This window comes from Sphingorhabdus sp. (genome assembly GCF_044239665.1).
Taxonomy (GTDB): domain Bacteria; phylum Pseudomonadota; class Alphaproteobacteria; order Sphingomonadales; family Sphingomonadaceae; genus Sphingorhabdus_B.
Map to the genome: position 1 here is coordinate 1 of NZ_JBIIBA010000002.1, position 24,329 is coordinate 24,329.

27 protein-coding genes and 2 tRNA genes are annotated in these 24,329 nt (G+C 55.3%); 20 read left to right on the forward strand and 9 right to left on the reverse strand.

Annotated elements, in window-relative coordinates:
- The first annotated feature begins 247 nt into the window (after positions 1 to 247).
- Positions 248 to 1,066 carry an SDR family oxidoreductase gene (locus tag ACILP3_RS00720; RefSeq protein ID WP_395614765.1) on the forward strand — a complete coding sequence of 273 codons (819 nt, stop codon included), beginning with the start codon at positions 248 to 250 and terminating at the stop codon, positions 1,064 to 1,066.
- 7 nt (positions 1,067 to 1,073) lie between these two features.
- Here ACILP3_RS00720 and ACILP3_RS00725 read toward each other — a convergent pair whose 3' ends face one another.
- Complete coding sequence (locus ACILP3_RS00725) at positions 1,074 to 1,367, reverse strand: 4a-hydroxytetrahydrobiopterin dehydratase (protein ID WP_395614766.1); 294 nt, start codon at positions 1,365 to 1,367, stop codon at positions 1,074 to 1,076.
- A 49-nt stretch (positions 1,368 to 1,416) separates the two neighbouring features.
- Between ACILP3_RS00725 and ccmA the strand changes: the two genes are divergently transcribed.
- A complete protein-coding gene (gene ccmA, locus ACILP3_RS00730) occupies positions 1,417 to 2,028 on the forward strand; it encodes a heme ABC exporter ATP-binding protein CcmA (protein WP_395614767.1) in 612 nt (203 codons plus the stop codon).
- Complete coding sequence (locus tag ACILP3_RS00735; protein ID WP_395614768.1) at positions 2,025 to 2,672, forward strand: heme exporter protein CcmB; 648 nt, start codon at positions 2,025 to 2,027, stop codon at positions 2,670 to 2,672. The genes ccmA and ACILP3_RS00735 overlap by 4 nt, the downstream gene beginning before the upstream one ends.
- A gap of 7 nt (positions 2,673 to 2,679) precedes the next feature.
- On the opposite strand, the gene ACILP3_RS00740 is transcribed toward ACILP3_RS00735, so the two are convergent.
- The gene (locus ACILP3_RS00740) at positions 2,680 to 3,504 is read right to left on the reverse strand and encodes an SDR family NAD(P)-dependent oxidoreductase (RefSeq protein WP_395614769.1); all 825 of its coding nucleotides are present in this window, start codon (positions 3,502 to 3,504) and stop codon (positions 2,680 to 2,682) included.
- Between the two features lie 97 nt (positions 3,505 to 3,601).
- On the opposite strand from ACILP3_RS00740, the gene ACILP3_RS00745 reads away from it, so the two are divergent.
- The 11 genes from ACILP3_RS00745 (at position 3,602) to ACILP3_RS00795 (ending at position 11,504) form a co-directional block, all read left to right on the forward strand.
- Positions 3,602 to 4,177: a NifU family protein gene (locus ACILP3_RS00745; RefSeq protein WP_395614770.1), complete on the forward strand. Its 576-nt coding sequence runs from the start codon at positions 3,602 to 3,604 to the stop codon at positions 4,175 to 4,177.
- 26 nt (positions 4,178 to 4,203) lie between these two features.
- A complete protein-coding gene (locus tag ACILP3_RS00750) occupies positions 4,204 to 4,794 on the forward strand; it encodes a malonic semialdehyde reductase (protein WP_395614771.1) in 591 nt (196 codons plus the stop codon).
- 21 nt (positions 4,795 to 4,815) lie between these two features.
- A complete protein-coding gene (tsaB, locus tag ACILP3_RS00755; RefSeq protein WP_395614772.1) occupies positions 4,816 to 5,424 on the forward strand; it encodes a tRNA (adenosine(37)-N6)-threonylcarbamoyltransferase complex dimerization subunit type 1 TsaB in 609 nt (202 codons plus the stop codon).
- Complete coding sequence (gene rimI / locus ACILP3_RS00760) at positions 5,421 to 5,876, forward strand: ribosomal protein S18-alanine N-acetyltransferase (protein WP_395614773.1); 456 nt, start codon at positions 5,421 to 5,423, stop codon at positions 5,874 to 5,876. Before tsaB ends, rimI begins: the two co-directional genes overlap by 4 nt.
- A gap of 98 nt (positions 5,877 to 5,974) precedes the next feature.
- Positions 5,975 to 6,409 (forward strand): MucR family transcriptional regulator, encoded by a 435-nt coding sequence (locus tag ACILP3_RS00765; RefSeq protein ID WP_395614774.1) that lies wholly within the window; start codon positions 5,975 to 5,977, stop codon positions 6,407 to 6,409.
- Positions 6,410 to 6,499: 90 nt separating this feature from the next.
- Positions 6,500 to 6,922 carry a Fur family transcriptional regulator gene (locus ACILP3_RS00770; protein WP_295492172.1) on the forward strand — a complete coding sequence of 141 codons (423 nt, stop codon included), beginning with the start codon at positions 6,500 to 6,502 and terminating at the stop codon, positions 6,920 to 6,922.
- Positions 6,894 to 7,694 carry a lysophospholipid acyltransferase family protein gene (locus tag ACILP3_RS00775; protein WP_395614775.1) on the forward strand — a complete coding sequence of 267 codons (801 nt, stop codon included), beginning with the start codon at positions 6,894 to 6,896 and terminating at the stop codon, positions 7,692 to 7,694. The genes ACILP3_RS00770 and ACILP3_RS00775 overlap by 29 nt, the downstream gene beginning before the upstream one ends.
- A 9-nt stretch (positions 7,695 to 7,703) precedes the next feature.
- Positions 7,704 to 9,038 carry a tRNA (N6-isopentenyl adenosine(37)-C2)-methylthiotransferase MiaB gene (miaB, locus tag ACILP3_RS00780; protein ID WP_395614776.1) on the forward strand — a complete coding sequence of 445 codons (1,335 nt, stop codon included), beginning with the start codon at positions 7,704 to 7,706 and terminating at the stop codon, positions 9,036 to 9,038.
- On the forward strand, positions 9,039 to 10,034 hold the full coding sequence (locus tag ACILP3_RS00785; protein ID WP_395614777.1) for a PhoH family protein: 996 nt from the start codon (positions 9,039 to 9,041) through the stop codon (positions 10,032 to 10,034).
- Positions 10,027 to 10,545 (forward strand): rRNA maturation RNase YbeY, encoded by a 519-nt coding sequence (gene ybeY, locus ACILP3_RS00790; RefSeq protein WP_395614778.1) that lies wholly within the window; start codon positions 10,027 to 10,029, stop codon positions 10,543 to 10,545. Before ACILP3_RS00785 ends, ybeY begins: the two co-directional genes overlap by 8 nt.
- Before the next feature lie 20 nt (positions 10,546 to 10,565).
- On the forward strand, positions 10,566 to 11,504 hold the full coding sequence (locus ACILP3_RS00795) for a hemolysin family protein (RefSeq protein WP_395614779.1): 939 nt from the start codon (positions 10,566 to 10,568) through the stop codon (positions 11,502 to 11,504).
- A 246-nt stretch (positions 11,505 to 11,750) separates the two neighbouring features.
- Here the strand turns inward: ACILP3_RS00795 and ACILP3_RS00800 are convergent, their stop codons facing one another.
- Positions 11,751 to 12,419: an MOSC domain-containing protein gene (locus ACILP3_RS00800; protein WP_395614780.1), complete on the reverse strand. Its 669-nt coding sequence runs from the start codon at positions 12,417 to 12,419 to the stop codon at positions 11,751 to 11,753.
- A 71-nt stretch (positions 12,420 to 12,490) separates the two neighbouring features.
- Between ACILP3_RS00800 and ACILP3_RS00805 the strand changes: the two genes are divergently transcribed.
- The 4 genes from ACILP3_RS00805 to ACILP3_RS00820 all read left to right on the forward strand — a co-directional run bounded on the left by ACILP3_RS00805 (position 12,491) and on the right by ACILP3_RS00820 (position 16,014).
- On the forward strand, positions 12,491 to 13,657 hold the full coding sequence (locus ACILP3_RS00805; RefSeq protein ID WP_395614872.1) for a glycosyltransferase family 4 protein: 1,167 nt from the start codon (positions 12,491 to 12,493) through the stop codon (positions 13,655 to 13,657).
- Between the two features lie 87 nt (positions 13,658 to 13,744).
- On the forward strand, positions 13,745 to 15,070 hold the full coding sequence (locus ACILP3_RS00810) for a replication-associated recombination protein A (protein WP_395614781.1): 1,326 nt from the start codon (positions 13,745 to 13,747) through the stop codon (positions 15,068 to 15,070).
- A complete protein-coding gene (locus ACILP3_RS00815) occupies positions 15,070 to 15,918 on the forward strand; it encodes a hypothetical protein (RefSeq protein WP_395614782.1) in 849 nt (282 codons plus the stop codon). Before ACILP3_RS00810 ends, ACILP3_RS00815 begins: the two co-directional genes overlap by 1 nt.
- Positions 15,919 to 15,938: 20 nt before the next feature.
- Positions 15,939 to 16,014, forward strand: a tRNA-Thr gene (locus ACILP3_RS00820).
- 55 nt (positions 16,015 to 16,069) lie between these two features.
- On the opposite strand, the gene ACILP3_RS00825 is transcribed toward ACILP3_RS00820, so the two are convergent.
- A complete protein-coding gene (locus tag ACILP3_RS00825) occupies positions 16,070 to 16,210 on the reverse strand; it encodes a DUF2256 domain-containing protein (RefSeq protein WP_295490638.1) in 141 nt (46 codons plus the stop codon).
- Positions 16,211 to 16,437: 227 nt separating this feature from the next.
- Between ACILP3_RS00825 and ACILP3_RS00830 the strand changes: the two genes are divergently transcribed.
- Positions 16,438 to 19,035: a TonB-dependent receptor gene (locus tag ACILP3_RS00830; RefSeq protein ID WP_395614783.1), complete on the forward strand. Its 2,598-nt coding sequence runs from the start codon at positions 16,438 to 16,440 to the stop codon at positions 19,033 to 19,035.
- A gap of 279 nt (positions 19,036 to 19,314) precedes the next feature.
- Here ACILP3_RS00830 and ACILP3_RS00835 read toward each other — a convergent pair.
- From ACILP3_RS00835 to infA, 5 genes are all read right to left on the reverse strand, one after another.
- Positions 19,315 to 19,389: transfer RNA gene (locus tag ACILP3_RS00835), tRNA-Phe, on the reverse strand.
- Positions 19,390 to 19,456: 67 nt separating this feature from the next.
- A complete protein-coding gene (locus ACILP3_RS00840) occupies positions 19,457 to 19,636 on the reverse strand; it encodes a DNA gyrase inhibitor YacG (protein ID WP_395614784.1) in 180 nt (59 codons plus the stop codon).
- Positions 19,620 to 20,609, reverse strand: a complete 990-nt coding sequence (locus ACILP3_RS00845) for a ribonuclease E/G (RefSeq protein WP_395614785.1) — start codon at positions 20,607 to 20,609, stop codon at positions 19,620 to 19,622. Before ACILP3_RS00845 ends, ACILP3_RS00840 begins: the two co-directional genes overlap by 17 nt.
- Positions 20,602 to 21,177: a Maf family protein gene (locus ACILP3_RS00850; protein WP_395614873.1), complete on the reverse strand. Its 576-nt coding sequence runs from the start codon at positions 21,175 to 21,177 to the stop codon at positions 20,602 to 20,604. Before ACILP3_RS00850 ends, ACILP3_RS00845 begins: the two co-directional genes overlap by 8 nt.
- A gap of 18 nt (positions 21,178 to 21,195) precedes the next feature.
- Positions 21,196 to 21,414, reverse strand: coding sequence for a translation initiation factor IF-1 (gene infA, locus ACILP3_RS00855; RefSeq protein ID WP_125230427.1), 219 nt, complete (start codon positions 21,412 to 21,414; stop codon positions 21,196 to 21,198).
- Between the two features lie 180 nt (positions 21,415 to 21,594).
- Between infA and ACILP3_RS00860 the strand changes: the two genes are divergently transcribed.
- Positions 21,595 to 24,309 carry a hypothetical protein gene (locus ACILP3_RS00860; protein WP_395614786.1) on the forward strand — a complete coding sequence of 905 codons (2,715 nt, stop codon included), beginning with the start codon at positions 21,595 to 21,597 and terminating at the stop codon, positions 24,307 to 24,309.
- Positions 24,310 to 24,329: the final 20 nt, after the last annotated feature.

A 24,329-nucleotide genomic window follows, 5' to 3' on the forward strand; every position in this document is an offset into this window, starting at 1 on the left:
AAATCATCCCGCAAGCTAATCGATGCTCCCATGTCACCTCCTCCAAATGAAGAACAACATAGAATCAGACTTTCAACCGATTGGGAATCCCAAATCTGAGTCAGCATCAGCGCACGCTGGTATAAGGGTTTTCAAGCAATTTAAGCGCCACAACATATTTGCACTATAGGCGCCTGCAATAATCAGTTGACGTTTTGGGCAAATTGATGTCGCTGACAGTCATGTGAGTAAGAGAGGAATGATCATAATGTCGACAGCACAAAAAAGCATTTTCATCACAGGCGCCGCGTCCGGCCTTGGTCGCGAAGTTGCGCGGTATTTTGCAAATGTGGGCTGGTTTGTCGGCCTGGCGGACATTGATGAAAAAGGTTTGGACCAAACCGCTGCCTTGTTACCAAAGGACGGTTATTCGCGTCACAAATTGGACGTCACTGACCGCGCGCAATGGAAAAAGGCGGTCGCCGCATTTGCCAAGCACACCAACGGCCAAATGACCGTTTTGTTCAACAATGCAGGGATCGGCGCTGGCGGCCCTATCCAGGACATGACCGACGAAGATATTGATCGCATGATCGCAATCAACCTGACGGGCGTGATCAGCGGCACGCGGGCGTGTTTCGACCTTTTGAAGAATACGCCGGACGCATGTGTGCTTTACACCAGCTCTGCTGCGGGTATTTACGGGTCGGCAGGCTTAAGCGTTTACAGCGCTACCAAGTTCGCGGTGCGTGGACTGGCCGAAGCGCATGACATTGAATGGCGTCCATATGGCATAAAATCTCGCAGCCTGATGCCCGGATTCATCGACACCAACATCATCGGCAATGTCGACGCCGGCAGCAACATGACGGGCAAGGAAAGACTTCAATCAGCTGGCGTTGAAGTCAGCCCCGTTTCAATCATTGGCCCTGCGGCGTGGGAAGCCATTCACGGCGACAAGGTGCATATGCCGGTTAACAAAATGGCGAGGCAACTGGCCTTTTCCGCGCGCTGGTTTCCAAACCGTTTGCGCAAGCAATTGGGCCTATTGGGCGGCCTTGGCGACGTTGTACAGACGAAGCCGTGATTGCGACCTAAGCCGTAATCGCGTCTATTTTGCTAGCAAGGTCAATATCGCGTTGCGACAGGCCATCCGCATCATGGGTGGTCAGCAAAATTTCAACGCGATTATAGACGTTGAACCATTCGGGATGATGATCCGCTTTTTCGGCCAAAATCGCTACGCGAGTCATGAAACCGAACGCTTCTGCAAAATCGGCAAAGCGCAATGTTCGGCGGATACCCTTGGCATCTGCGTCATATGTCCATTGCGGCAGCAATTGCATGGCGATATCGCGGGCGGCGTCTTCCAGTCTTGAAATGTGCATAACCTCATCCTGCTTTTGCAATTGAACGAATATCTGCCTAAGTCGCGATATGTCTTCCCGTCAAGCATCCTTGCCATCGCTTAGCCTTGACCATGTCGCCGTCATGCGCGGCAACCGCATGGTGCTGCGCGGTCTTTCGGTGGCGGCGCGCGCAGGTGACATCATCTGGATCAGGGGTGCCAATGGATGCGGAAAATCTACATTGCTGCGCCTTGTCGCCGGATTGCTGACAGCAACCTCTGGTGCAATCCATTCCAAAGGTCGCATGGCGCTCACGGACGAAAATCTGGCGCTGGATGGAAATGTCACCGTTAAGGACGCGCTCCGCTTTTGGGCTGATATGGACGGCGCATCGGCCGACGCACGCGAGGCGGCCCTAATCGATATGGATTTGCAAGACCTTGCTTATATTCCCGTGCGCTTTCTCTCCACAGGACAACGCAAGCGCGCTAGCATCGCGCGCGTCCTTGCCTCCCATGCAGATATTTGGTTGTTGGATGAACCCTATAACGGCCTCGACAGTGCAAGCTGCGTGCGGCTTGATCAGGCGATAATTGCGCGTGCGGCCTCGGGCGGAATTGTCCTTGTTGCCGCACATCAACCGCCGTCCATCAATGTTGCAACAAGCCTATTGCTCGACGGCCAAGGCGCAACCGCGTGAAGGCGTTTGTTGCTCTGGTCGCCCGTGAGGTGCGTTTGGCATGGACAGGCGGCGGTCTATGGCTTCCGGTGGTGTTTTACCTCGCTGTAGCGACATTATTCCCCTTTGTGACGGGCCCCGACAAGGCATTGCTGGCGCGCACAGGCGGCGGCATTTTGTGGATCGCTGCGCTGCTCGCGACGCTCCTGCCCATTGAACGGCTTATCCTACCCGACCGTCAATCCGGCGTGCTTGATCAGCTTGCTTTGCGGGGTTGGTCGGATGAGCTTGTCGCGACAGCCAAGATCGCAGGGCATATTGTAGCATTCGCTTTGCCATTGCTATTGGCAACGGTGGTTGGTTCTGCACTGATTGGCTTGCCAGAGGCGCAATTGGGTATCTTGCTCCTTGGCCTTGCTTTGGCTTTGCCCGCTTTGTCTGGCCTGTCGGTGATGATTGCAGCCCTCACCGCTGGCCTAAGCGGTGCAAGCGCGCTTGGCGGGTTGTTGTTGGTCCCCATCACCATTCCATTGCTGATCTTCGGCGCAGGCACCTTGGCCGAAGATCCCGGTAACGCGATGCAGTTGCTCGCGGCGACGTCTTTAGTCATTACGGCGCTGTCCCCCTTTGCCGCTGGCGCAGCCCTCCGCGCAGGCCGAACATAGGGTCAGCTTATCGCGCAGATATTTTCTTGGCGTAGCCGTCGGCGACCATAGCCTCTACCATGTCAAACAGCTTTTCCGGATCCTGCGCGCGCAGCACAGGTATTCCGGCCTCCACCCCTTCGGCAATGACGATTTCGCGCTTACCATCACGCACTGCCTCCCAAATGAGGCTTGCGACTCTATCTGGGTCAATACCATTGTCGATCGCTGCGTCGCTGACGCCCCGCACGGAACCATCGGCGTTGAGCGCGTTAAGTGAGACATTGGTTTTGACCGACCCTGGCGCGACGACAAGGACTTTTACACCCTGCCCCGCAACTTCGCTACGCAGCGCGTCGGCATAGCCGATCAAGCCATGTTTTGCCGCGCAATAGGCCGTGCGCATCGGAATTCCCGCCTTACCCGCCACGCTGGAGATCATCACGATCTGACTGCTACCGCGCGAAACCAAGTGCGATAACAACGCTTGCGTGAGCGCGATAGGCGCGAGCAAGTCAACATCGACAATCCGTTGATAGACCGAAAAATCGGTATCCAATGCAAGCGACCGTTGGGAGATGCCCGCATTGTTGACCAGCACGTCGACATGGCCCTGAAACGCGATAGCTTCGGCTACTTTGTGCGCCAAGCTATCATAATCCACCGTATCAAATGGCAAAATCAAACAGCGTTCCGCCGCATTTGTTTCGGTCGCAACGCGCTGTAGCTCCGCGACATTGCGCCCAGACAATATCGCATAGCCGCCGCTAGCAACAAACGCCTTGGCCAAGGCTTCGCCAATGCCAGACGATGCCCCTGTGATCCATGCGGTTTTGTTCGGTTGATCTGTCAATTTTGCTCTCCTTATCCTCCATTCCGTCAACGCAGGCTTGGCCGCTGTCAAGACATTCTGGCTTGCACTTTGTGAGCGACCGCACCACATGCGGAGAATGCTGATAGAAACTGAACTCACACCCAACCCTTCGACCATCAAATTCCTGCCCGGCCTTGTGGTCATGGACACAGGAACACGCGACTTTGCTTCGCCAGAAGAGGCAGAGGCTTCTCCCCTGGCGGAAGCGCTCTTCGCGCTTGGTGACGTTACTGGCGTATTTTTTGGCCATTCCTTTATTTCGGTAACGGCAGCGCCCGGCGTTGAATGGGCAAGCCTCAAGCCGGACGTGCTTGGTATATTGCTAGACCATTTCAGCGCCAACATGCCTTTGTTCAAGCCGGCCTCCGCTGGTTTCTCGGTCCCGTCAGGTGCAGCAGACTATCCGTTGGATGACCCTGCGGATGCCGATATTGTGGAGCAGATCAAGGAGCTGATCGAAACCCGCGTCCGCCCTGCTGTCGCCAATGACGGTGGTGATATCATCTATCGCGGCTTTCAGAAGGGCGTTGTGTTCCTGCAAATGCAGGGTGCCTGTGCCGGCTGCCCATCATCGTCTGCCACGCTGAAAAACGGTATCGAACAACTGCTGAAGCATTATGTGCCTGAAGTCAGTGAAGTGCGCGCAGCTTAACCTCCTATATTCCAAAGGTATATATCATGTCACACCCCCTGAACGATGCTGCCCTTGATCAGCTTTTTCGTGAAGCGCGCAGCTATAATGGCTATTTAGATACGCCAGTGTCGTCCGCACAGCTGGAACAGATTTGGGACCTGATGAAATTTGGCCCGACATCGGCCAATTGCCTGCCTGCGCGAATCATTTGGTGCAGCAGCGAAGAGGCTAAGCAGAAACTTGCCGCATGTTGCATGCCAAGCAATGGCGAGAAAATCCTTCAGGCCCCCGTGACCGCGATCATTGGCATGGATCTCGAATTCTACGAAAATCTGCCAGAGCTTTTCCCGCACGCCGACGCGCGCAGCTGGTTTGCCGGCAATGACGTCGCTATAGAAAAAACCGCCTTCCGCAACAGCAGCCTGCAGGGCGCATATTTCATGCTCGCGGCGCGCGCACTCGGGTTAGACACTGGCCCAATGTCAGGGTTCAATAATGACGCGGTGGACGAGGCGTTTTTTGCAACTACTAAAGTGCAATCGAACTTCATCTGCACCTTGGGCTATGGCGACAAAGCGAGCATTTTCGAGCGCAGCCCAAGGCCCGCGTTCGACCGCTTTAACAATATCCTCTGATCCAGCGGCCAACGAACGGTCATGCGGACATTGGTCATCGATACTGCGACACGCGCGTGCTCGGTCGCTTTGTTTGATGACGAGAATGTTATCGCCGCTGCGCATGAAATCATCGGGCGCGGCCATGCCGAACGCTTGCTTCCGCTGATCGCGGCTTTGCCCGATAATGGTAAGGCGGATCGGGTCATGGTAAATGTCGGACCGGGCAGTTTTACAGGTATTAGGGTCGGCGTGGCCGCCGCAAAGGCTTTGGGCTTGGCATGGCATATTGATGTGCATGGCTATGGTTGCCTCGCTTTGGTTGCCGCAATGGCGCGATCGCAGTTGGCGGAACCTGCACCAATAGACGTTGTCATGACTGGCGGCCATGGCGAGTATTTCTTTGAGGCATTTGATGCGCAAGGGCATTCGCTGGCCCCTGTGCGCTCCGTCCTGCCCGCCGATCTGTTGAGCCTTGCCACGGCCAAATTGGTGGCAGGCGACATTGAACCCCAGCGGGACGACCGCCACTGGCTGGATATGCTACCTGATGCGCGCCATTGGACGCATTTGCGGGCACAGCATCTGCTTGCGGCAACGCCAATTTACGGCAGGGCGCCGGACGCAAAGCCCACATCCCACACCAAATGATTGGAGTCGTCGAAGGCGGTGCCGGAGACATTGCGGCCATGATGACGATCATGAACGACGCATTCGACCCTCAATTTGGCGAGGCATGGACCGCCGCACAATGCCTATCCACTTTGGTGCTTCCCGATTGCCAATTATTGCTTGCTAAAGACGGTGAAGGCGTCTGCGGTTTTGCCATGAGCCGCTGGGTATTTGATCATCAAGAATTATTGATGATTGGCGTCGCCCGGCGACTTCAGGGCCAAAATATCGGAAAACTTTTGTTATCCGAAACAATCCATCGGGCGCGCGAGGCGGGACGAACCAAAATCTTCCTTGAAGTTCGCGATGGCAATAATGCGTACGATTTTTATCTTAAATCTGGGTTTACCACGATTGGGCGCCGGAAAAATTACTATAAAAATGCCGACGGCATAAGTCCCGATGCGATCACGATGCTATTGGAACTATAATGCAGCGTCGATGTTTGACCTTGAGTTGACGATTTTTTTTCGATGATGTACACAAACCTGAAATACAAAATAATAATAACTGGGTCTGGAGTTTTAAAATGTCACAAGAAGGTAACGAGTCTGCCGAACTGTTAATTACGCTTACTGCTGATATTGTCGCCGCACATGTCAGCAACAACAGCGTTGCAGTGTCGGATGTATCCACTTTAATCTCTAACGTACACGCCGCACTGTCCGGAATATCCGGACCTGCTATTGTCGTACAAGCAGCCTTGGAACCAGCCGTTCCTATCCGTAACTCTATCAAGCGTGATTACATCGTCTGTCTGGATGATGGTAAAAAGCTAAAAATGCTAAAACGTCACCTTATGACGCATTATGGCATGACGCCGGATGATTATCGCGCGAAGTGGGGATTACCCGCCGATTATCCGATGGTCGCCCCTGCTTATGCAGAGCAGCGCCGCGAATTGGCTAAGGCCATTGGCCTTGGACGCGCGCCGGGTTCAGGCCGAAAAAAGAAAGTGAGATAAGCCTTTTGCTTATCCGCAGAAAAATAAGGCCGGGACACCCCCGGCCTTTTTCTTTGACGAATCACGGGGCGGCACTAAACGTTACATCCAATGGATATCAAAATTGACATCGAAGCGCTCTGTAACGAACGGGGCCTGCGCATAACCGATCAGCGGCGCGTCATCGCGCGCGTGATTTCCGATGCAACCGACCATCCCGATGTGGAGGAGCTTTACCGACGTTCATCGGCCATTGACCCCAAAATCTCAATTGCCACCGTATATCGGACTGTTCGCTTATTTGAAGAAGCTGGCATATTGGATCGGCATGATTTTGGCGATGGCCGCGCGCGTTATGAGGCATCGCCCGAGGCGCATCACGACCATTTGATTGATGTCGAAACTGGCAAGGTCGTCGAATTTGTCGACCCAGAGCTTGAGGCATTGCAGAAAATCATAGCCGAACGCTTGGGTTATCGTTTGGTCGACCATCGTATGGAGCTTTATGGCGTCGCCATCGACCGCAAGGATTGAACGACGCAACCGGACAGCTTTTGTCACGGGCCAGTTCTTGTTTTTGACACGGTTGCTGCTGATGGCGGCCAGCCTGTCCGCAAGCTTGCTGTTGCATAATGTCTGGCGGATAATCCGCAAACCGTCGCCTTGGCCGCGCTTGTTTTTGCTTTCGATTAGCTGGACCAGCGGCATTGCGACCGCCACCACGGGTACCCGGATACGCAGCAATGTATTCTATGCCGCAAACCACCATAGCTGGATAGATATTCCCGTTATGTCTGGCGTGACGGGCTGCACCTTCGTGGCCAATGACGGCATTGAAAGCTGGCCACTGATTGGCTGGCTGTGCAAGATCAACAACACTATTTTCGTCAACCGCGAAAACCGCGCCAGCGTTAGCAATCAAGTCAATTATTTACGCGCGGCCATGACCGGCGACCAGCCGGTGACCATCTTTCCCGAAGGCACAACGCATGATGGATCGGGCCTATTGCCGTTCAAACCGTCTTTGTTCGCCGCTTTGGTTCCGCCGCCCGCTGGCATGCTCGTTCAGCCTGTCTATCTCAGCTATGGCCACCATACGCCCCGCGTGGCTTGGGTTGGCGACGAAAAAGTGACTGAGAATTTCTGGCGTTTGTTGTCTTATCTCAAACCGATAACCGCGACCCTGCATTTTCTGGAACCATTTGATCCGCTCCATTATCCGGACCGTAAAGCGATTTCCGCCGAAGTGCGGGCGCGTATTGGCGCTGCGATGGAGGGTGGCGGCAACGCGGCGCGCATAGTATAGGCGCGCATTATGAGCATGGATTCCCCAAAAACCTATTCAATCAAAAATTACGGCTGCCAGATGAACGTCTATGATGGCGAGCGCATGGCCGAGATGTTCGAAAGCCAGGGCATGTCGCCTGCGGATGACAAGGCGAATGCCGATCTTGTCGTCCTCAACACATGCCACATCCGCGAAAAAGCAGCGGAGAAGGTCTATTCCGAGATTGGACGTCTGCGCCGCAAAGATGGGACCAGCCCCGTCATCGCCGTCGCAGGTTGCGTCGCACAGGCCGAAGGCGGCGAGATTAGCCGCCGAGCGCCCGAAGTTGACATTGTTGTTGGTCCACAAGCCTATCACAACCTGCCCGAAATGGTGGCAGCGGTCGGACGCGGCGAACGTGTGGTTGACCTCGACCTGCCCGGCCTCGACAAATTTGGCAAGCTGCCGGCCCGCCGCAAACAGCCGCCATCGGCGTTTCTGACGGTGCAGGAAGGGTGCGACAAATTCTGCACTTATTGCGTCGTGCCCTATACCAGAGGCGCCGAAATCTCCCGCGGCTGGGCCGATCTCATCGATGAAGCCAAAGCGATAGTCGATGCGGGCGCGCGCGAAATCACCTTGCTTGGCCAGAATGTCAACGCATGGGACGGCGAAGATGACAAGGGCAAGCTGCAAGGCCTAGATGGCCTTATCCGCGCGCTCGACAAAATACCGGAGCTTCGTCGCATCCGTTACATGACGAGCCACCCGAACGACATGACCGAAGGGCTGATTGCCGCGCATGGTGACGTTGAAAAGCTGATGCCATTTCTGCATCTGCCCGTTCAGTCCGGATCAGATCGCATTTTAAAGGCAATGAACCGCAGCCACAGCCGCGACAGCTATATGCGTATCTTGGACCGCGTGCGCGCTGTGCGACCCGATATCGCCTTTTCCGGTGACTTTATTGTCGGCTTCCCAGGTGAGACTGACGCCGATTTTGAGGATACGTTAAGCCTCGTGCGTGAAGTTGGCCATGCGCAAGCTTATTCCTTCAAATATAGCCCACGCCCCGGCACACCTGCTGCCGACATGGCCGACCAAATACCCATGGAAATCATGGACGAACGGCTGCAACGGCTTCAGGCGCAAATCGTGGCGGACCAGACAGCATTCAATGATCGCACCATTGGCCGCACCACTGATGTCCTGTTGGAACGGCCCGGAAAATTCGCAGGGCAACTCATCGGCAAATCGCCTTGGCTCCAATCGGTACATGTCCTTGCGCCGGACCTTTCAATCGGCGATATTGTTACCGTAGAGATAACCGATTCTGGACCGCTTAGCTTGAAAGGTGAACCAACGATGAGAGCAGCCGCCTGAATGGCAAAAAAAGCCCAAGCGCAAGCCGGTGACTTGTCCCGGCTGGAAATGAGCTTCGATAAGCCGCATTTGATTAACGCGGTTTTTGGCGAATTTGACCGCAATCTGGTCACGATTGAAAACCGCCTCGGGGTTTACATCTCGGCCCGTGGCAATCGCGTACAGATTGAAGGTGAAGCTGGCGCCATTGGCCGCACCCGCGACGTTCTCAATGACATTTATTCCCGCCTATCGCGAGGACAGGATATGGATACCGAAGCTGTGCAATCCATCATCGCCATGACCGCTGAACCCACTTTAGAAGGCATAGTTCGCAAGGATGCAGCCGACGCGCCGGGCATCATGATCCGCACGCGCAAGAAGACTTTGGTGCCGCGTTCGGCGACACAAATTCCCTATATGGAGGCATTGGCCCGCGACGAGATTATCTTCGCGCTTGGGCCAGCAGGCACCGGCAAAACCTATCTGGCGGTGGCGCAGGCCGTGGCCATGTTGATTACTGGCGCGGTGCAACGGCTCATCCTCTCCCGTCCGGCGGTTGAGGCTGGCGAGCGGCTGGGTTTCTTGCCCGGCGATATGAAGGAAAAGGTCGATCCTTATCTGCGGCCGATTTACGATGCCTTATATGATTGCTTACCCGCCGAACAGGTCGAGCGGCGAATTGCCTCTGGCGAAATTGAAATCGCCCCCATCGCCTTCATGCGCGGGCGGACGTTGGCTGATGCCTTCATCATTTTGGATGAGGCGCAGAATACCACAGCGGCACAGATGAAGATGTTCCTGACCCGTTTTGGCATGAACAGCCGCATGGTCATTTGCGGAGATCCGCATCAGGTGGATATTCCCGGCGGGGAACGCATGTCGGGCTTGAATGATGCGGTGCAACGCCTTGACGGTGTCGATGGCATAAGAACCATCCGCTTCAACAGCAGCGATGTCGTGCGCCATCCACTCGTCGGCAAGATTGTAGACGCCTATGAGGGCGGGCATGGTTGATGTCGAACTCGACATGGGCGTAGTTTGGAGCAAAAGCGATTTCGGGAGTTGCGAAGTTGAAAAGGCAGTAGATGCCGCGATCCGCTTTGCAGCCATTGCTGAACTAGCTGATCCCGTTGTTCCCGTCAGCGTCAGCATCAAGCTTTCCGATGACGCAGAAGTCCAAGCGCTCAACCACGAATGGCGCGAAAAGGACAAGCCAACAAACGTGCTGTCCTTTCCTATGCTGGATGATGAGGAATTAGAGGCCTTGCTCACCGGCACCTATAATGCCCCCGAAATCATGCTCGGCGACATCATACTGGCTTATGAAACCTGCGCTGCCGAAGCGGCAGAAAAAGAGATCCCCATCGCTTATCATGCAACGCATTTGGTCATCCACGGCATGCTCCATTTGCTTGGCCATGACCATATCGAGGAGGACGAAGCGGAAATGATGGAGGCGCTTGAGGTAAAAGCGCTTGCATCTATGGGCCTTCACAATCCATATAATGATCAAATCGAACAATAAGAGGCCAGTACGCGTCCATTATGCCTGAGGGTGACAGTTTTAGCGGTTCGAAAACCGCAACCGACGACGATAACGACGGACGAATATGGCAGCGGCTGAAGACGATGTTCTTTGGCCGCGACCACGGGCCGACTTTGCGCGAACAGCTTGAAGAAGCGATTGCAGAGCATGAGGAAGATAGCGACGATAACGGGCAATCGGACGCCGATGGCGACTTGACCGCCGTCGAGCGCACGATGTTGCGCAATTTGCTCCATTTCAGCGAGCACCGCGTTGATGACGTCATGGTTCCGCGCAGCGACATTATCGCGATTGAAGAAAGCGCTGGCTTTGCCGATTGCATCGCCGCCTTCGCCGAGCATGGCCATAGCCGCCTGCCGGTATACCGCGACACGTTGGATAGCGTCATTGGCATGATTCATATCAAGGATGTGTTCGCTGTTCTGGCTTCAGGTCAGGACCGTCCCGACAGCCTCGAATCCTTCATTCGCCAGCCACGATTCGTGCCACAAAATATGAGCGTACTTGCCTTGCTCGACGAAATGCGCCGGACCCGCACCCATTTGGCCATCGTATTGGATGAATATTCGGGAACCGAGGGCCTGGTCACGATTGAAGATTTGGTCGAGGAAATCGTCGGCGAAATCGAAGACGAACATGATGACGAGCCCGAATTGCTGTTCACGCAAATGGCCCCCGAATTGTGGGAAGCCGACGCCCGCGCAGAGCTAGACGATCTGGCCGATGCCATCGACCCGAAGCTGGCGGAAGTGGATGAAGACGTCGATACACTTGGCGGGCTTGCCTTTGTCATTGCCGGCCAAGTCCCCGATATCGGCCAGATGTTGGTACATGAGGCCAGCGGCTGGACTTTGGAAATATTGGAAGCCGACGAAAAACGCGTCACCCGCATACGCCTCTACGCGCCTGCGTCTGATAGGGACGATTTCAGCGAATAAGCGCCGGGGAGACTGACCACATCCTTTTAGGTCGTCACCCTATCCTTTTAGGTCGTCCCCCTTTCCTTTTAGGTCGTCACCCTGAACTTGTTTCAGGGTCTATCGTGCGGCAAAGCCAGAGCAAGAATGGGTAATGGACCCTGAACCAAGTTCAGGGTGACGGAGTGTGACTTTTCAAAATCATACCCTGCCAGATCGTTCATGTTGAGTTTAGGCAGCGGGCATTGCACTTCTCTGGAACAAGGATCACCCCGCCAATTTCGCCGCCCTAGCCCGCCAGCTTTCCGCCATTGTCTCCAGCGCGGCAAGCGCCCGCAATTCTGATGTGGCGCCTTCCGAACGATGCCCGCCGCCAATCAACAGATGAAAGCTTCGGGCAATGGTCCAATCATGCCCAGCCGCGTGCACCTGTTCTATACAATCGCCCGGTGCGACTTCGCCTTCTTCAATCACACGGAAATAGCCACCGCAACGGCCAGTTTTTATGACTGCGCCTGATAGGCCATGCACATCGAAATGATGATCGAGTTTCCAGCATGGTTGCCGCCCCTGCGCGACTTCAACCACGGCGCGCCCAAGGCGAAACTGGTCGCCAATACGCAAATTGTCCTCCAAAAGTCCGCCTGCGCTAATATTCTCGCCAAATGCGCCTGCTTGGTCGAGCAGAGGATGAACGAAATTCTCCGCCGCAAAATGGGCAATCCATTTGGGATAATGTTCCGCTGGATAAAAATGCACCGCCTTGTCCGCGCCGCCATGTACCGTCGGGTCGGCCACTTGGTCCCCCACAAAGCCATGCTTGCCCAGAAAGACGGGTCGGTCCACCGCTGTGCGCGCGATAGCGCTCATCGTGCCGTCGGCGTGAAACGCTTTGGGTTGCCCTATCAGCAAAACATCGATCTGACTTGATATCATAATGGATGCATATCGCACCAAATGCACCATTCCCATTGGCATTTTGCGCTGTCGCCGATAAAAGCCAAGTTATGCAAACCAGCGACCTTCGCATTGCGCTCTTCAGTGGCAATTATAATTATGTCCGTGATGGCGCAAACCAGGCTTTGAATCGGCTTGTTGGCTATCTTTTGAGGCAAGGCGCATCGGTGCGTATTTATTCCCCAACGGTTGCGGAACCTGCTTTTGTTGCAACCGGCGACCTTGTGAGCGTCCCGTCCGTGCCAATACCCTTTCGTCCGGAATATCGCCTGCCCTTATCCTTGTCGGCAAAAGTCAGGCGCGATCTGGAGGCATTTGCCCCCAATGTCGTCCATATCGCAAGTCCGGACCGCGTTGCGCGTCAGGCGGTCAAATGGGCGCGACAACGCAACTTGGCCGTGCTGTCTTCCGTGCACACACGTTTCGAAACCTATTTTCGATATTATAATATGTCCTTCGCCGAACCCATGGTGGAGGCGTGGCTGCGCCGATTATACCGCCAATGCGACGCGTTGGTCGCGCCATCCGAGAGCTTTGCGCAAGTTTTGCGTGCGCAACGGATGAATTACGACATCGACATCTGGTCACGCGGCGTGGACCGGGAGATTTTCAATTCTGGCCGCCGCGACCTGGCATGGCGGCGCGCGCAAGGCATGGCTGACGAACCTGTTGTCATCGGCTTTCTGGGCCGCTTGGTCATGGAAAAGGGCTTAGACGTCTTTTCGGACGCGATTGACCAGTTACAGCGCCGCAATGTTCCCCATCAGGTCATGGTCATTGGCGAAGGTCCGGCGCGTGGCTGGTTTGAAAGCCGCTTGCCCCATGCCCGTTTTGTGGGTTTCCAAGGGGGGCAGGATCTGGGCCGCGCGGTGGCGTGCATGGATCTCTTGTTCAACCCTAGCGTGACCGAAACCTTTGGCAACGTCACGTTGGAGGCTATGGCCTGCGGCCTGCCTGTAGTTGCGGCCAATGCAGCAGGCAGCGAAAGCCTCGTGCAGGACAATGTGTCAGGCCGCCTAATCACGCCGGGCGCAATCCAGAAATTTGCCGACAGTTTGCAATTATATTGCACCGATGCCGACTTGCGCGCGCAGCATGGCGCAGCTGGCGAGCAACGATCGCTCGATTTCAGCTGGGATGCGATTAACCAGACCGTCGCCGACACCTATATCCGCCTCATCCGGCAACGTGCTGCGCGTGCGACCGCAGCGCATTAAGCCTGTGGCAAGCGGGCGGTCGCGTTCCGGAACTTGTCCGAAGCGATTATGCTTATGTCATCACGCACGGCGGAACGGGCGTTGCCCATGAGCGATCTTTTTGGCGACGGCCCCATTATGCCTGCATCTATGCCGGAAAATGCTCCGCTTGCGGACAAGCTTCGTCCCGCCAAATTGGACGAGGTGATAGGTCAGGAACATCTGACGGGCCCCAATGGCGCGATCGGTCATATGGTCGCTGCGGGCAAATTATCCTCAATGATCCTATGGGGACCACCGGGCACCGGTAAGACCAGCATTGCCCGATTGCTGGCGGACACCGTCGACATGCATTATAAGTCGATTTCGGCGGTATTCTCGGGCGTGGCTGATCTAAAAAAAGCCTTTGCCGAGGCTGAGGCCATGGCACGAACGGGCAAGCAGACATTGCTGTTCGTGGACGAAATCCATCGTTTCAACCGCGCGCAACAGGACGGATTTTTGCCCTTCGTCGAAAGCGGCGTGGTCACGCTCGTCGGGGCAACGACGGAAAATCCGTCGTTCGAACTCAACGCCGCCTTGCTGTCGCGCACGCAGGTGATGGTACTGCAACGTTTGGACGAAACCGCATTGGCGACGCTGCTGACCCGTGCAGAAGCCATATTGGAACGCCCTTTGCCCGTCACCGACGATGCTAGGTCTGCATTGATCACCAGCGCCGATGGTGATGGCCGCTTTTTGCTCAATCAAGCCGAAACCTTGTTCGCCATTCACATTGAAAACCCGCTTGACCCGCAAGCCATGGCCGCACTGTTGCAGCGCCGGATGCCCGTTTATGACAAGGATCGGGAGGGGCATTATAATCTGATATCCGCGCTGCATAAAAGCTTGCGCGGCTCCGATCCGCAGGCGGCCTTATATTGGATGGCGCGCATGTTGGTGGCGGGCGAAGAGCCTCTATATGTGCTGCGTCGCTTGGTCCGTTTCGCCAGTGAGGATATCGGCCTCGCCGATCCGCAGGCTTTGGCCCAATGTCTCGCCGCCAAACAGGCCTATGAATTTTTGGGCAGTCCGGAGGGCGAAGTCGCGATTGTGCAAGCATGTCTGTATCTCGCCACTGCACCCAAATCGAATGCCGTATATGCGGCGCAGAAATCAGCTTGGAAAATGGCGCGGGATACAGGCTCACTCATGCCACCAGCGCACATCCTCAATGCCCCGACGAAGCTGATGAAGGACATCGGCTATGGCGCAGGCTATGCTTATGACCATGACAGCGCGGACGGATTTTCGGGCGCGAATTACTGGCCCGATACGGTGCAACCCACCGCTTTATATCAGCCCGTCGAACGTGGCTTTGAACGTAAGATAATTGAACGGCTGCAATATTGGGACCGGCTGCGCGCCCGTAATACAGGGCCGGACACGCAATAATGCCGCGCTTCACGCGTTTCGCCTGCGCCGACTGGTCGGGCGCGAAAGGCAGCCGACATCCCGGCATCGCGCTTGCGGTGTGTGCCGCAGGCGACGAAGCCCCGCACCTCGTGACCCCGCCCGACAAAGTCTGGTCGCGCCAAGCCATTGCCGACTGGCTGTTGGCGCAGGATGATGATTTGCTCATCGGTTTCGATTTCAGCTTTGCCCCGCCCTTTATAGAACGCGGCAGTTACCTGCCGGACGATGATGTTCCCACATCTGCGCGTGAATTTTGGGCTTATGTCGACCATGTCTGCAACGACCCGGATTTGGGTGCAGCGTCCTTCCTTGAACAGCGCCACCGCCGCCATTTCTATTTCGGCGCGGCAGATGGCACAAAATCCGACTATCTGTTTTGGCGGCAATGCGAGTTGCTGAACAAAAACAGCAGCGGCAAGGCGTCAACCGTCTATGACGCCATTGGCGCGTCGCAAGTCGCTAAGGCCAGTTTTGCGGGTATGCGCCTGCTGCACCAACTGCGCGATGCTGTAGCTATTTGGCCCTTCGCTCCCCTGCCCGAGCGCGGCAAGGTTGCCTTAGAGATTTACACCACCATCGCCGCCCGCGCGGCTGGCGTGGCAAAGGGTCGCAGCAAGATACGCGACGCCAGCGGACTCGATTTGGCGTTGGAAACGCTTGGATCAAAACCGCATTTGCCCTTAAACCGCTACACAGACCACGCAACAGACGCCCTGATAACCGCCGCATGGCTCCGTAATGTTGCCGGAAATCCGCAACTTTGGGCACCTGATGCACTAAATTTTGAAATTGCTGCAACTGAGGGCTGGACCTTTGGCGTCTTTTGACGCTATGGGACGCGCCGAGTGCCGGCTTAGCTCAGTTGGTAGAGCACCTGATTTGTAATCAGGGGGTCACGAGTTCGAACCTTGTAGCCGGCACCATTTTTCACATCGCGTATGACTTTGATCCTGTCCGCAGCCTTCTGCTGGTGCTCGGCTATCGCGCCTTGCGGCACCGGTCCGAACAATAAAGAACATTATCCCAATCCTTCGCCCATTTCTTACGCCACGCGAACGGCTTTGCGCAGGCCGCGCATATTTTTGATGGAAGGTCAGATTTTTTGACCATTTTGGGCATTTGCTATCCAGATCGCTATGGGGCTGTAAAAGATGTTCGTTACATTTATATCGCATATGGGACTATATTTTTGCGAATGACACTAAGCAATTGCTGCGCAGCATTTGTCTCGTTAATACCACAACATGCTTAACGGCGGCTCGGGGGGGTGCGGGAGGCAATTTTAAATCTCATCCCCAATAAGAACCCTGGTAAAACAGGATAGATTGAACAACAGGAGAGTGAATATGAAACTGGGAAATCATCTGCTGAAGGCGGCTATGCTGTCGACGATCAGCATCGCTTCGCTGAGCGTTGGTTCAGTTGCCTTTGCACAAGACAACGCGCCACAAGCCAGCGACGACGTTGATGAAAATGTCATCATCGTGACCGCGACGAAGCGTGAACAGACGCTGGAAGAAGTGCCTGTCGCCGTTTCGGTAACATCCGCTGCGGCCATTGAGCGCGCGCAAGTTCGCGATCTGAGAGATTTGCAGACGTTGGTTCCATCGCTGCGCGTCAGCCAGCTGCAAAGCTCGGCCAACACTAACTTCATCATTCGTGGCTTCGGTAACGGCGCGAACAACCCCGGGATCGAAGGATCGGTCGGCGTATTCATCGACGGCGTTTACCGTTCGCGCTCGTCTTCGGCGATCAGCGATCTTCCCAACCTGCAACGCGTCGAAGTGTTGCGCGGCCCACAATCGACCCTGTTCGGCAAAAACGCCTCGGCTGGTGTTATCTCGATTGTTACCGCTGCACCAAGCTATGAATTCGGCGGATCGGCTGAACTGAGCTATGGCAATCGTAACGCAATCGTCGCGAAGGCCGACGTAACTGGCCCGCTTGCCGACAATGTTGCTTTCAGCCTTGCTGGCGGCATCAACAAAGCTGACGGTTACGGCACCAACCTGACCGACGGATCAAAAACCAGTGAGCGTAACCGCTGGTATGGCCGCGCGCAGTTGTTGGTCGAACCTTCCGAAAGCTTCAAGCTCCGCTTCATCGGTGATTATGACAAGATTGACGAAAATTGCTGCTTCGTTGGTAACATCTTGGACGGCCCGACGGGTAATGCTGTTCGCGGCATCGGTGGCAAGGTAAACTCGGCGGGCATCTTCAGCTATGGCGAATATCAGAATTTTTCATCGGAAAATGATATCACCAATGCCGGTGTCTCGATGCAGGCGGACTATGAAATGGGCTCGTTGAGCCTCACCTCCATCACTGCATATCGTGAGTCACGCTCTAAAACGAACGCCGACAGCGATTTCACGAGCGCGGATTTGATCGGCGCAAACCGTGGCGATGTGGATATCAGCACAAAAACGCAGGAATTACGTTTGGCGTCGGATTTTGACGGTCCATTCAACTTCTTGCTGGGTGGTTATTATTTTGATGAGAGCATCAACAACAAGCAGGCTTTGACGTTGGGTAAGGATTTCCGCAATTATGCAAACCTTCTCACCGCCGGTTCATATATTTCACTTGAACCAACCATTCGCGCATTGGCAGGCGTCCCTTCGTCTGCGGCTCAATTTGGTGGCCAAGGACAAGGTCGTTTTGAAGATTGGGATTATAAGAACAAAGCTTACTCGGTCTTTGGAACCGCCGATTTGGAACTTACCGATGGTCTCGTTCTGACAGGTGGCTTCAACTATACCAAGGACAAGAAAAATCTTGTGAGCGACATTCGGATTACGGATGTGTTCTCTGCGGTTGATCTCGTAACCGTAGGTCAGAATGCCGGATTGCCTGCAGCACTTCCAGCAGGTTTTGTACCTGCAGGTGGCACGGCACTTTCCTCCGGACTGTTCCCGCGGATCAATAGTTGCGCCACTGTGACCAATGCGCCTGCTGCTTCAACGCCAAACCCGACGCGTTCCGGCACCTGCAACCCGTTCCTTGGTCTTCAAGCGTTGCAATTCTTGCCGCCATTCCTGAACATCCCGAATGCGGTTGAAAATGGCCGCACCAGCGATGGCAAGTTGACCTATTCGGTACGTTTGGCGTGGGAAGCGACGGACAGCATCAACCTGTACGCCAGCTATGGCACAGGGTTTAAGGCAACGTCGTGGAACATGTCGATTGACTCGCGTCCGTTCGGATCGGATTTTGTTGCAGGTTCCCCATCGCAAGGCGCACCTTTGACGCCCTCAAAAATCCGGACAGCGGGCCTTGCCACAGCCAACCTCACCAGTGGAACGCGTTATGCGCTTCCTGAAGAGGCAAAGGTTATGGAATTGGGCTTGAAAGCAAAATGGGACAGCGTTGCGTTCAACCTGACAATTTTTGATCAGTCGATCAAAAATTTCCAGGGCAACAGCTTCATTGGAACAGGCTTTGTTTTGTCCAACGCCGGTAAGCAGTCGGTGAAGGGGATCGAATTTGACGGCAGCGTCAACCCGATCGATGCATTGCAATTGCGTGCGGCGTTCGTTTATCTCGACTCCAAATATGACAGCTATGTCGGTTCGCAATTTGGTGACGTCAGCGGCCAAGCGGTCGCTGGAATTCCCAAATTGTCGACGACATTGGGTGCAACCTACACAGCAGACTTGAACGACGGCAAATCGCTGATCCTCAACGTCGATTATCACAATGAATCGAACGTCGTAATCAACGAAAACCCAGCTTGGCGTCAGTATAAGCGCGAAGTAAATGATCTAAGCGCCGCTGCAACGCTGCGTTTAGACAGCGGTCTGCAATTCTCGCTTTGGGGCCGTAATTTGACGAATGCGAAATATCTCGCTGTCATCTTCCCAAGTGTTGTGCAATCCGGTTCGATCTCGGGCTATCCAAACCAACCACGCACTTATGGTGCTTCGGTGAAGTACAAATTCTAATATCCTGAATTCTTCAGGGCAAAAGAAGCCGGGGCAGCCATCGCTGCTCCGGCTTTTTCTTTAGGGACGGTATATGTTCGCGCATTATCTTGAAGTTGTTTGTGCCCCGCACGCCTTTGGCGCGGGAATGGTGAAATGCCGTCGCCTGTTATCCTGAAATAAATTCAGGATGACGACGGAATTATAAAGCAGGCAACAATTCACAACATAACGATATCGTCATCCCGAACGCGTTTCGGGATAACGCACCAACGTCGCCTGTTATCTTTACCGGAAAAATGGTGCCCGAGGGCGGATTTGAACCACCGACACGCGGATTTTCAATCCGCTGCTCTACCCCTGAGCTACTCGGGCTACACGGTGAAAACCGCGTGGGAGCGCAGCCTATAGAGAGGCGATACGCCTCTTGGCAAGCGCAAAATCAGTCGCCGCCATCGGAACCGATACTATCTTCATAATCCGCCAGCGGCCCCGGCACGCGATAGCCTTCGTCTAGCCATTTCAACAGGTCGCGATCCTTGCATCCCTGACTGCAAAAAGGCTTGGATTCAGCCACTACGGGCTTTCCACATAAGGGGCATAGATTAGCTTTGCGCGACATGGACATGGCCATAGCCTGCGGCCTTTTCATCTGCAACCACGACCATATCCGCGCCCGCAAGACGAACAGCCTGCCCGCGCCAAGCGGCCCAACGTTCGGACTGCAGCAATGTCGCAACATCTGGCTGCGCTGTCACCGTCCGCGTGCCAAAGCCCGTTGACTGGGCCACTGCGCGTAACAGCCAATAGCCTTGCGTCTCGTCCGACAGTGCAGCGATACGCGTGCCGAACAGTTGGTCGAGAACAGACGGCCTTGGCCGCGCCCGCACGACTTGCATCATGCCATAGCCATTAATGGCCGTGCGCTCAAACGGACGCGGGTCCGCCAAGGACGCGGCATCAAAGGCTTCAGCAATCTGCGTTCGTTGGGCCTTGGACTCCATCGACACAAAATCGATCAGGGCCATCGCGCCGACTTGGTAGAGACGCAGCAGGCGGGCAACTTCGGTGGCGGCGACCATATTGATGGCGAACGCATCGCCGATACCGTCAATGTCGAACACCAACCCCGCCTTGGTACGCTGAAAGCTTATGCTAACGTCGCCGAGTTGTGACTCGCCAGCAATGGCGACGTCAAAGCCATCGGCAATGGACGCGTTCATGACAGATTGGCCAAGAGACGCCACACGCGCGTCCCACAGGGCATCTTTGCCGATCAGGGGGTCGTGCGGGCTATCCCGCAATGATATCTCTGGTGGCTTATGACGCCCCGGCTCAGCTATGGCTTCGCGCGTCACTTCAAAAGATATACGCGCGCCGTCTGGCTGGTTGATCTTGCTGCGTAACAAAAGCGTGCTTCCATCGTCGGCAACAACATAAGCGCCCGATGGTGTTTTGCGGTCGATACGGCCCACGCCACATTCGCCCAAAGCCCATGAAGCGTCGCGCTGAATATGGATTTCAACAATATTTCCGTTTTCGACAACCGCCGCGCGGCGCTCGCCCGGCGCGTCATCGCGATATATATCAGTCAAGCGGATAGCCCGAAGCGCGCAATAAGGCGCGCGTCTCATATAAAGGCAGACCAATCACGCCCGAATGGCTGCCTGCCATCCAATCGATTAACGCCTCTGCCCTGCCCTGAATGGCATAGCCACCGGCCTTACCCAAGCCTTCGCCGCTATCGATATAGCTTTCGATTTCGTCTGCCGACAGACGTTTGAAACGCACGATGCTGTCGCAAATCCGGCTATGCATCCGGCCATTTCCGTCAATGACGGCGACGGCGCTGAGAACATGATGGCGGCGGCCGCTGAGCAGGTTCAGGAAGCCGCGTTGCATGTCGGCATCTTCAGCCTGCTGCAATATCCTGCGGCCAACGGCGACCGTAGTGTCGCCCGCGACCACAATCTCGCCAGCGGCGCGTTGCACGGCAACAGCCTTCTCCTGTGCCATGCGCAGCGCATAGACACGCGGGACCTCGCCCTTGCAGGGTGTCTCGTCAATATCGGGGGACGCGATTCGCGTAGGCGCGATGCCCAACCGCCCGAGAAGATCTCGGCGGCGCGGGCTTGATGAGGCCAATATGAGCGTGGGGTTCAGACCCAAGGTCTGCCGCCCTTATTTAAAGCGGTACGTGATCCGGCCTTTGGTCAGATCATAAGGGGTCAGTTCGCACAACACTTCGTCACCCACGAGAACGCGGATGCGATTCTTGCGCATCTTTCCAGCGGTATGGCCCAAAACTTCATGGCCATTTTCAAGCTCGACACGGAACATAGCATTGGGCAGCAATTCCCGCACTGTCCCACGCATTTCGAGTAATTCTTCTTTTGCCATTCGGCCCCTTAAATCTTTAAAAATTCAACGTTGCAGCGCCTGTAAACCTAATGTTGGAAAAAGGGAAGAGCTACAGTATAATCGCTTATTTGCTAGAAAAAGCGAAGCAGTTTACACGCACGGCCTTGAATTTTGCGTTATGCTTCCGACTTAGCACCGATATAAACTGAGCTTCTCCCCATGCCAATTTCCCGTTTGAGTGCAATCTTGCTCGCGTCAACCGCTGTTCCCGTTATGGCGTTGGATGACGTCCAAAACACGGGCAGCACCGTCGCTATTGCCAATGAAGATGTCGAAGAAGCTGTTCAAGCCCCACCTTCGCGCGAAATTGTCGTTACAGCGGAACGCATTAGGGGTTCGGTGGACACCGACGTCCCGCCCGTTGAACAACTAAACGAAGCAGATATCACGGCCTTGGGCGCATCATCGCTAACTGACCTTGTCGCCGCGGTTGCACCGCAGACCAATTCGGGGCGTGGACGCGGGGGCGGCATGCCGATCATCTTGCTCAATGGTCAGCGCGTATCCGGTTTCCGTGAGCTGCGTGACCTGCCGCCCGAAGCCATTCGTCAGGTTCAGATTTTCCCGGAAGAAGTTGCGCTAAAATATGGTTTCCGTCCCGATCAACGGGTTATCAACTTCATCTTGAAGGACAATTTTGCCTCCTTCGCCACGGAATTTGAACAGGCCCAGCCGCAAGACGGTGGCTTTGTCACAAATGAATTTGAAACGACGCTGACGCGTATTGGTAAAACCACACGATTTAACTTGGATGTTGAACTGGAACGCTCGACGGCATTGACCGAGAGCGAACGCGACCTGATTTCTTCGGATAGTTCGCTATTGGCGCGTGGCGGCAATATCAGCGGCCTTGGGCTTAATGGAGAGATTGCGCCCGCCTTAAGCAGGCTTGCCGGAAGCAATGTGACCAAGGCTGGCGTTCCGTTGGGCATATCCAACCCAAATTTGGCGCAATTTGCTGGCACGGCAAATCGCCTGAATGACCGGAATATCGGCGATGTCCGGACATTGCTTCCCCGCACCGAACGGCTTGAAATGAACGGCACATGGAGCCGGTCGCTTGGTCCACAAACAATATTGTCGTTGAACGCCAATTATGCCCTGACAGGCAGAGAATCCTTGCTAGGTTTGCCCGGCGCAAGCTTCATCCTGCCCGGCAGCAGCCCGTTTTCACCCTTTGGCCAGGATGTTACACTCAACCGCTATTTCGACACGCCACGCCCCCTTGAACGGGAAAGCGAAACACATGTGTTCCAGACGGGCAGCACGTTCAACCACGCGCTGGGCGGGTGGCGCTGGACATTAACGGGCAATTATGCCCGCACCGCAAATGACACACGCACCACGCGCAACGCAGATTTTACCGCATTGCGCGCCGCTGTGCTTGCAGGAACCATCAACCCGTTTGCTGCGGATTTCGGTGCGAATTTGCTGTTTCTGGCGCCCGATATCGCCAACAGCCTGAACCAGAATATGGACCTGCGCAGCACCCTTGCTGGAACAGTGCTGAAATTGCCCGCAGGCGATGTGCAAATGACATTGGCGTCGGGACTTACCCGGCAAACTCTGGACAGCGAAACATGGCGTTCTGGGGTCACGACCGATATCTCCTTGCGCCGGAACATCATGAACCATTCGGTCAATGCCGAACTGCCGTTAACGGGCCGCGATTTTGGCCTTGGCGCCGCGATTGGCGAGTGGTGGATCAATGGCAATATCGGCTATAGCGACCTATCCGATTTCGGAAAGCTGCTGGAATATGGCGCTGGTCTGCGCTGGGCCCCTGTGCGCAACCTGACATTTCAGGCATCGATCACAGGCGACGAAAACGCGCCGGGCATTGGTCAGTTGGGTAACCCGACTTTGGTGACGCCCAATGTGGCGACCTATGATTTTACCCGCGGCGAAAGCCTGTTCATCAACGTCATTACCGGCGGCAACGCGGCCTTGGTCGGCGAAAAACGCCGCGATCTCATATTGAACGCGAATTGGAATCCCGAATTCATTAAGGATTTCGCGCTGCAATTTAGCTATTTCAAAAACAACAGCCGCAACACAACGGCGGCATTTCCCTTGCTGACGCCAGAGATTGAAGCCGCCTTTGCCAGCCGCGTCGTGCGTGATATCAATGGCCGCTTATTCAGCATCGACCAACGCCCCGTAAATTTCGACCGTGAAACGTCACAGCGGATCCGCTGGGGCTTTAACGTATCGGGCAATATCGGCGCGGCCGCGCCCCCGCGCGGACCAGCAGGTGGCCCTCCTCCTGCTGCTGCTGCGACAGGCGCGCCCGCTGCGCCTCGGGCCGCAGGCGGCGGCTTTGGTGGCGGTGGACGTTTTGGCGCACCCGGCGGCGGTAGCCGTTTTGGCGCACCGGGCGGCGGCCAGCCCAGCCGCTGGAACATCGCCTTATACCACAGCTACCGCATAGAAGACGAAATCCGTATCCGTCCCGGCGTGCCTGTGCTCGACCTGCTCGATGGTTCAGCCACCAGCAGCAATGGCGGCGCATCACGGCATGAGGTCGAGCTTTCAGGCGGCCTGTTCCACAAGGGCTTTGGTTTCCGGCTGCAAGGGACTTACAAAAGCGCCACGACTGCCAACGGCACTGGCCTTGTCGGCAGTAATGACCTGCGGTTTAGCGACATTGCCGCCATCAGCGGGTTTCTGTTCATCAACCTTGACCAACAAGCGCGCGTCATAAAGGCCGTGCCGATGCTGAAAGGTAGCCGCATTTCGTTCCGGGTCGAAAACATCCTGAACGATATTGTCGATGTCCGCGACCAGAATGGAAATGTGCCTTTGGGGTATCAGCCAGGCTACACAGACCCGCGCGGGCGGGTATTTGAATTGAGTTTCAGAAAGCGGTTCTAAACTATCGGGCCAGCGTATAA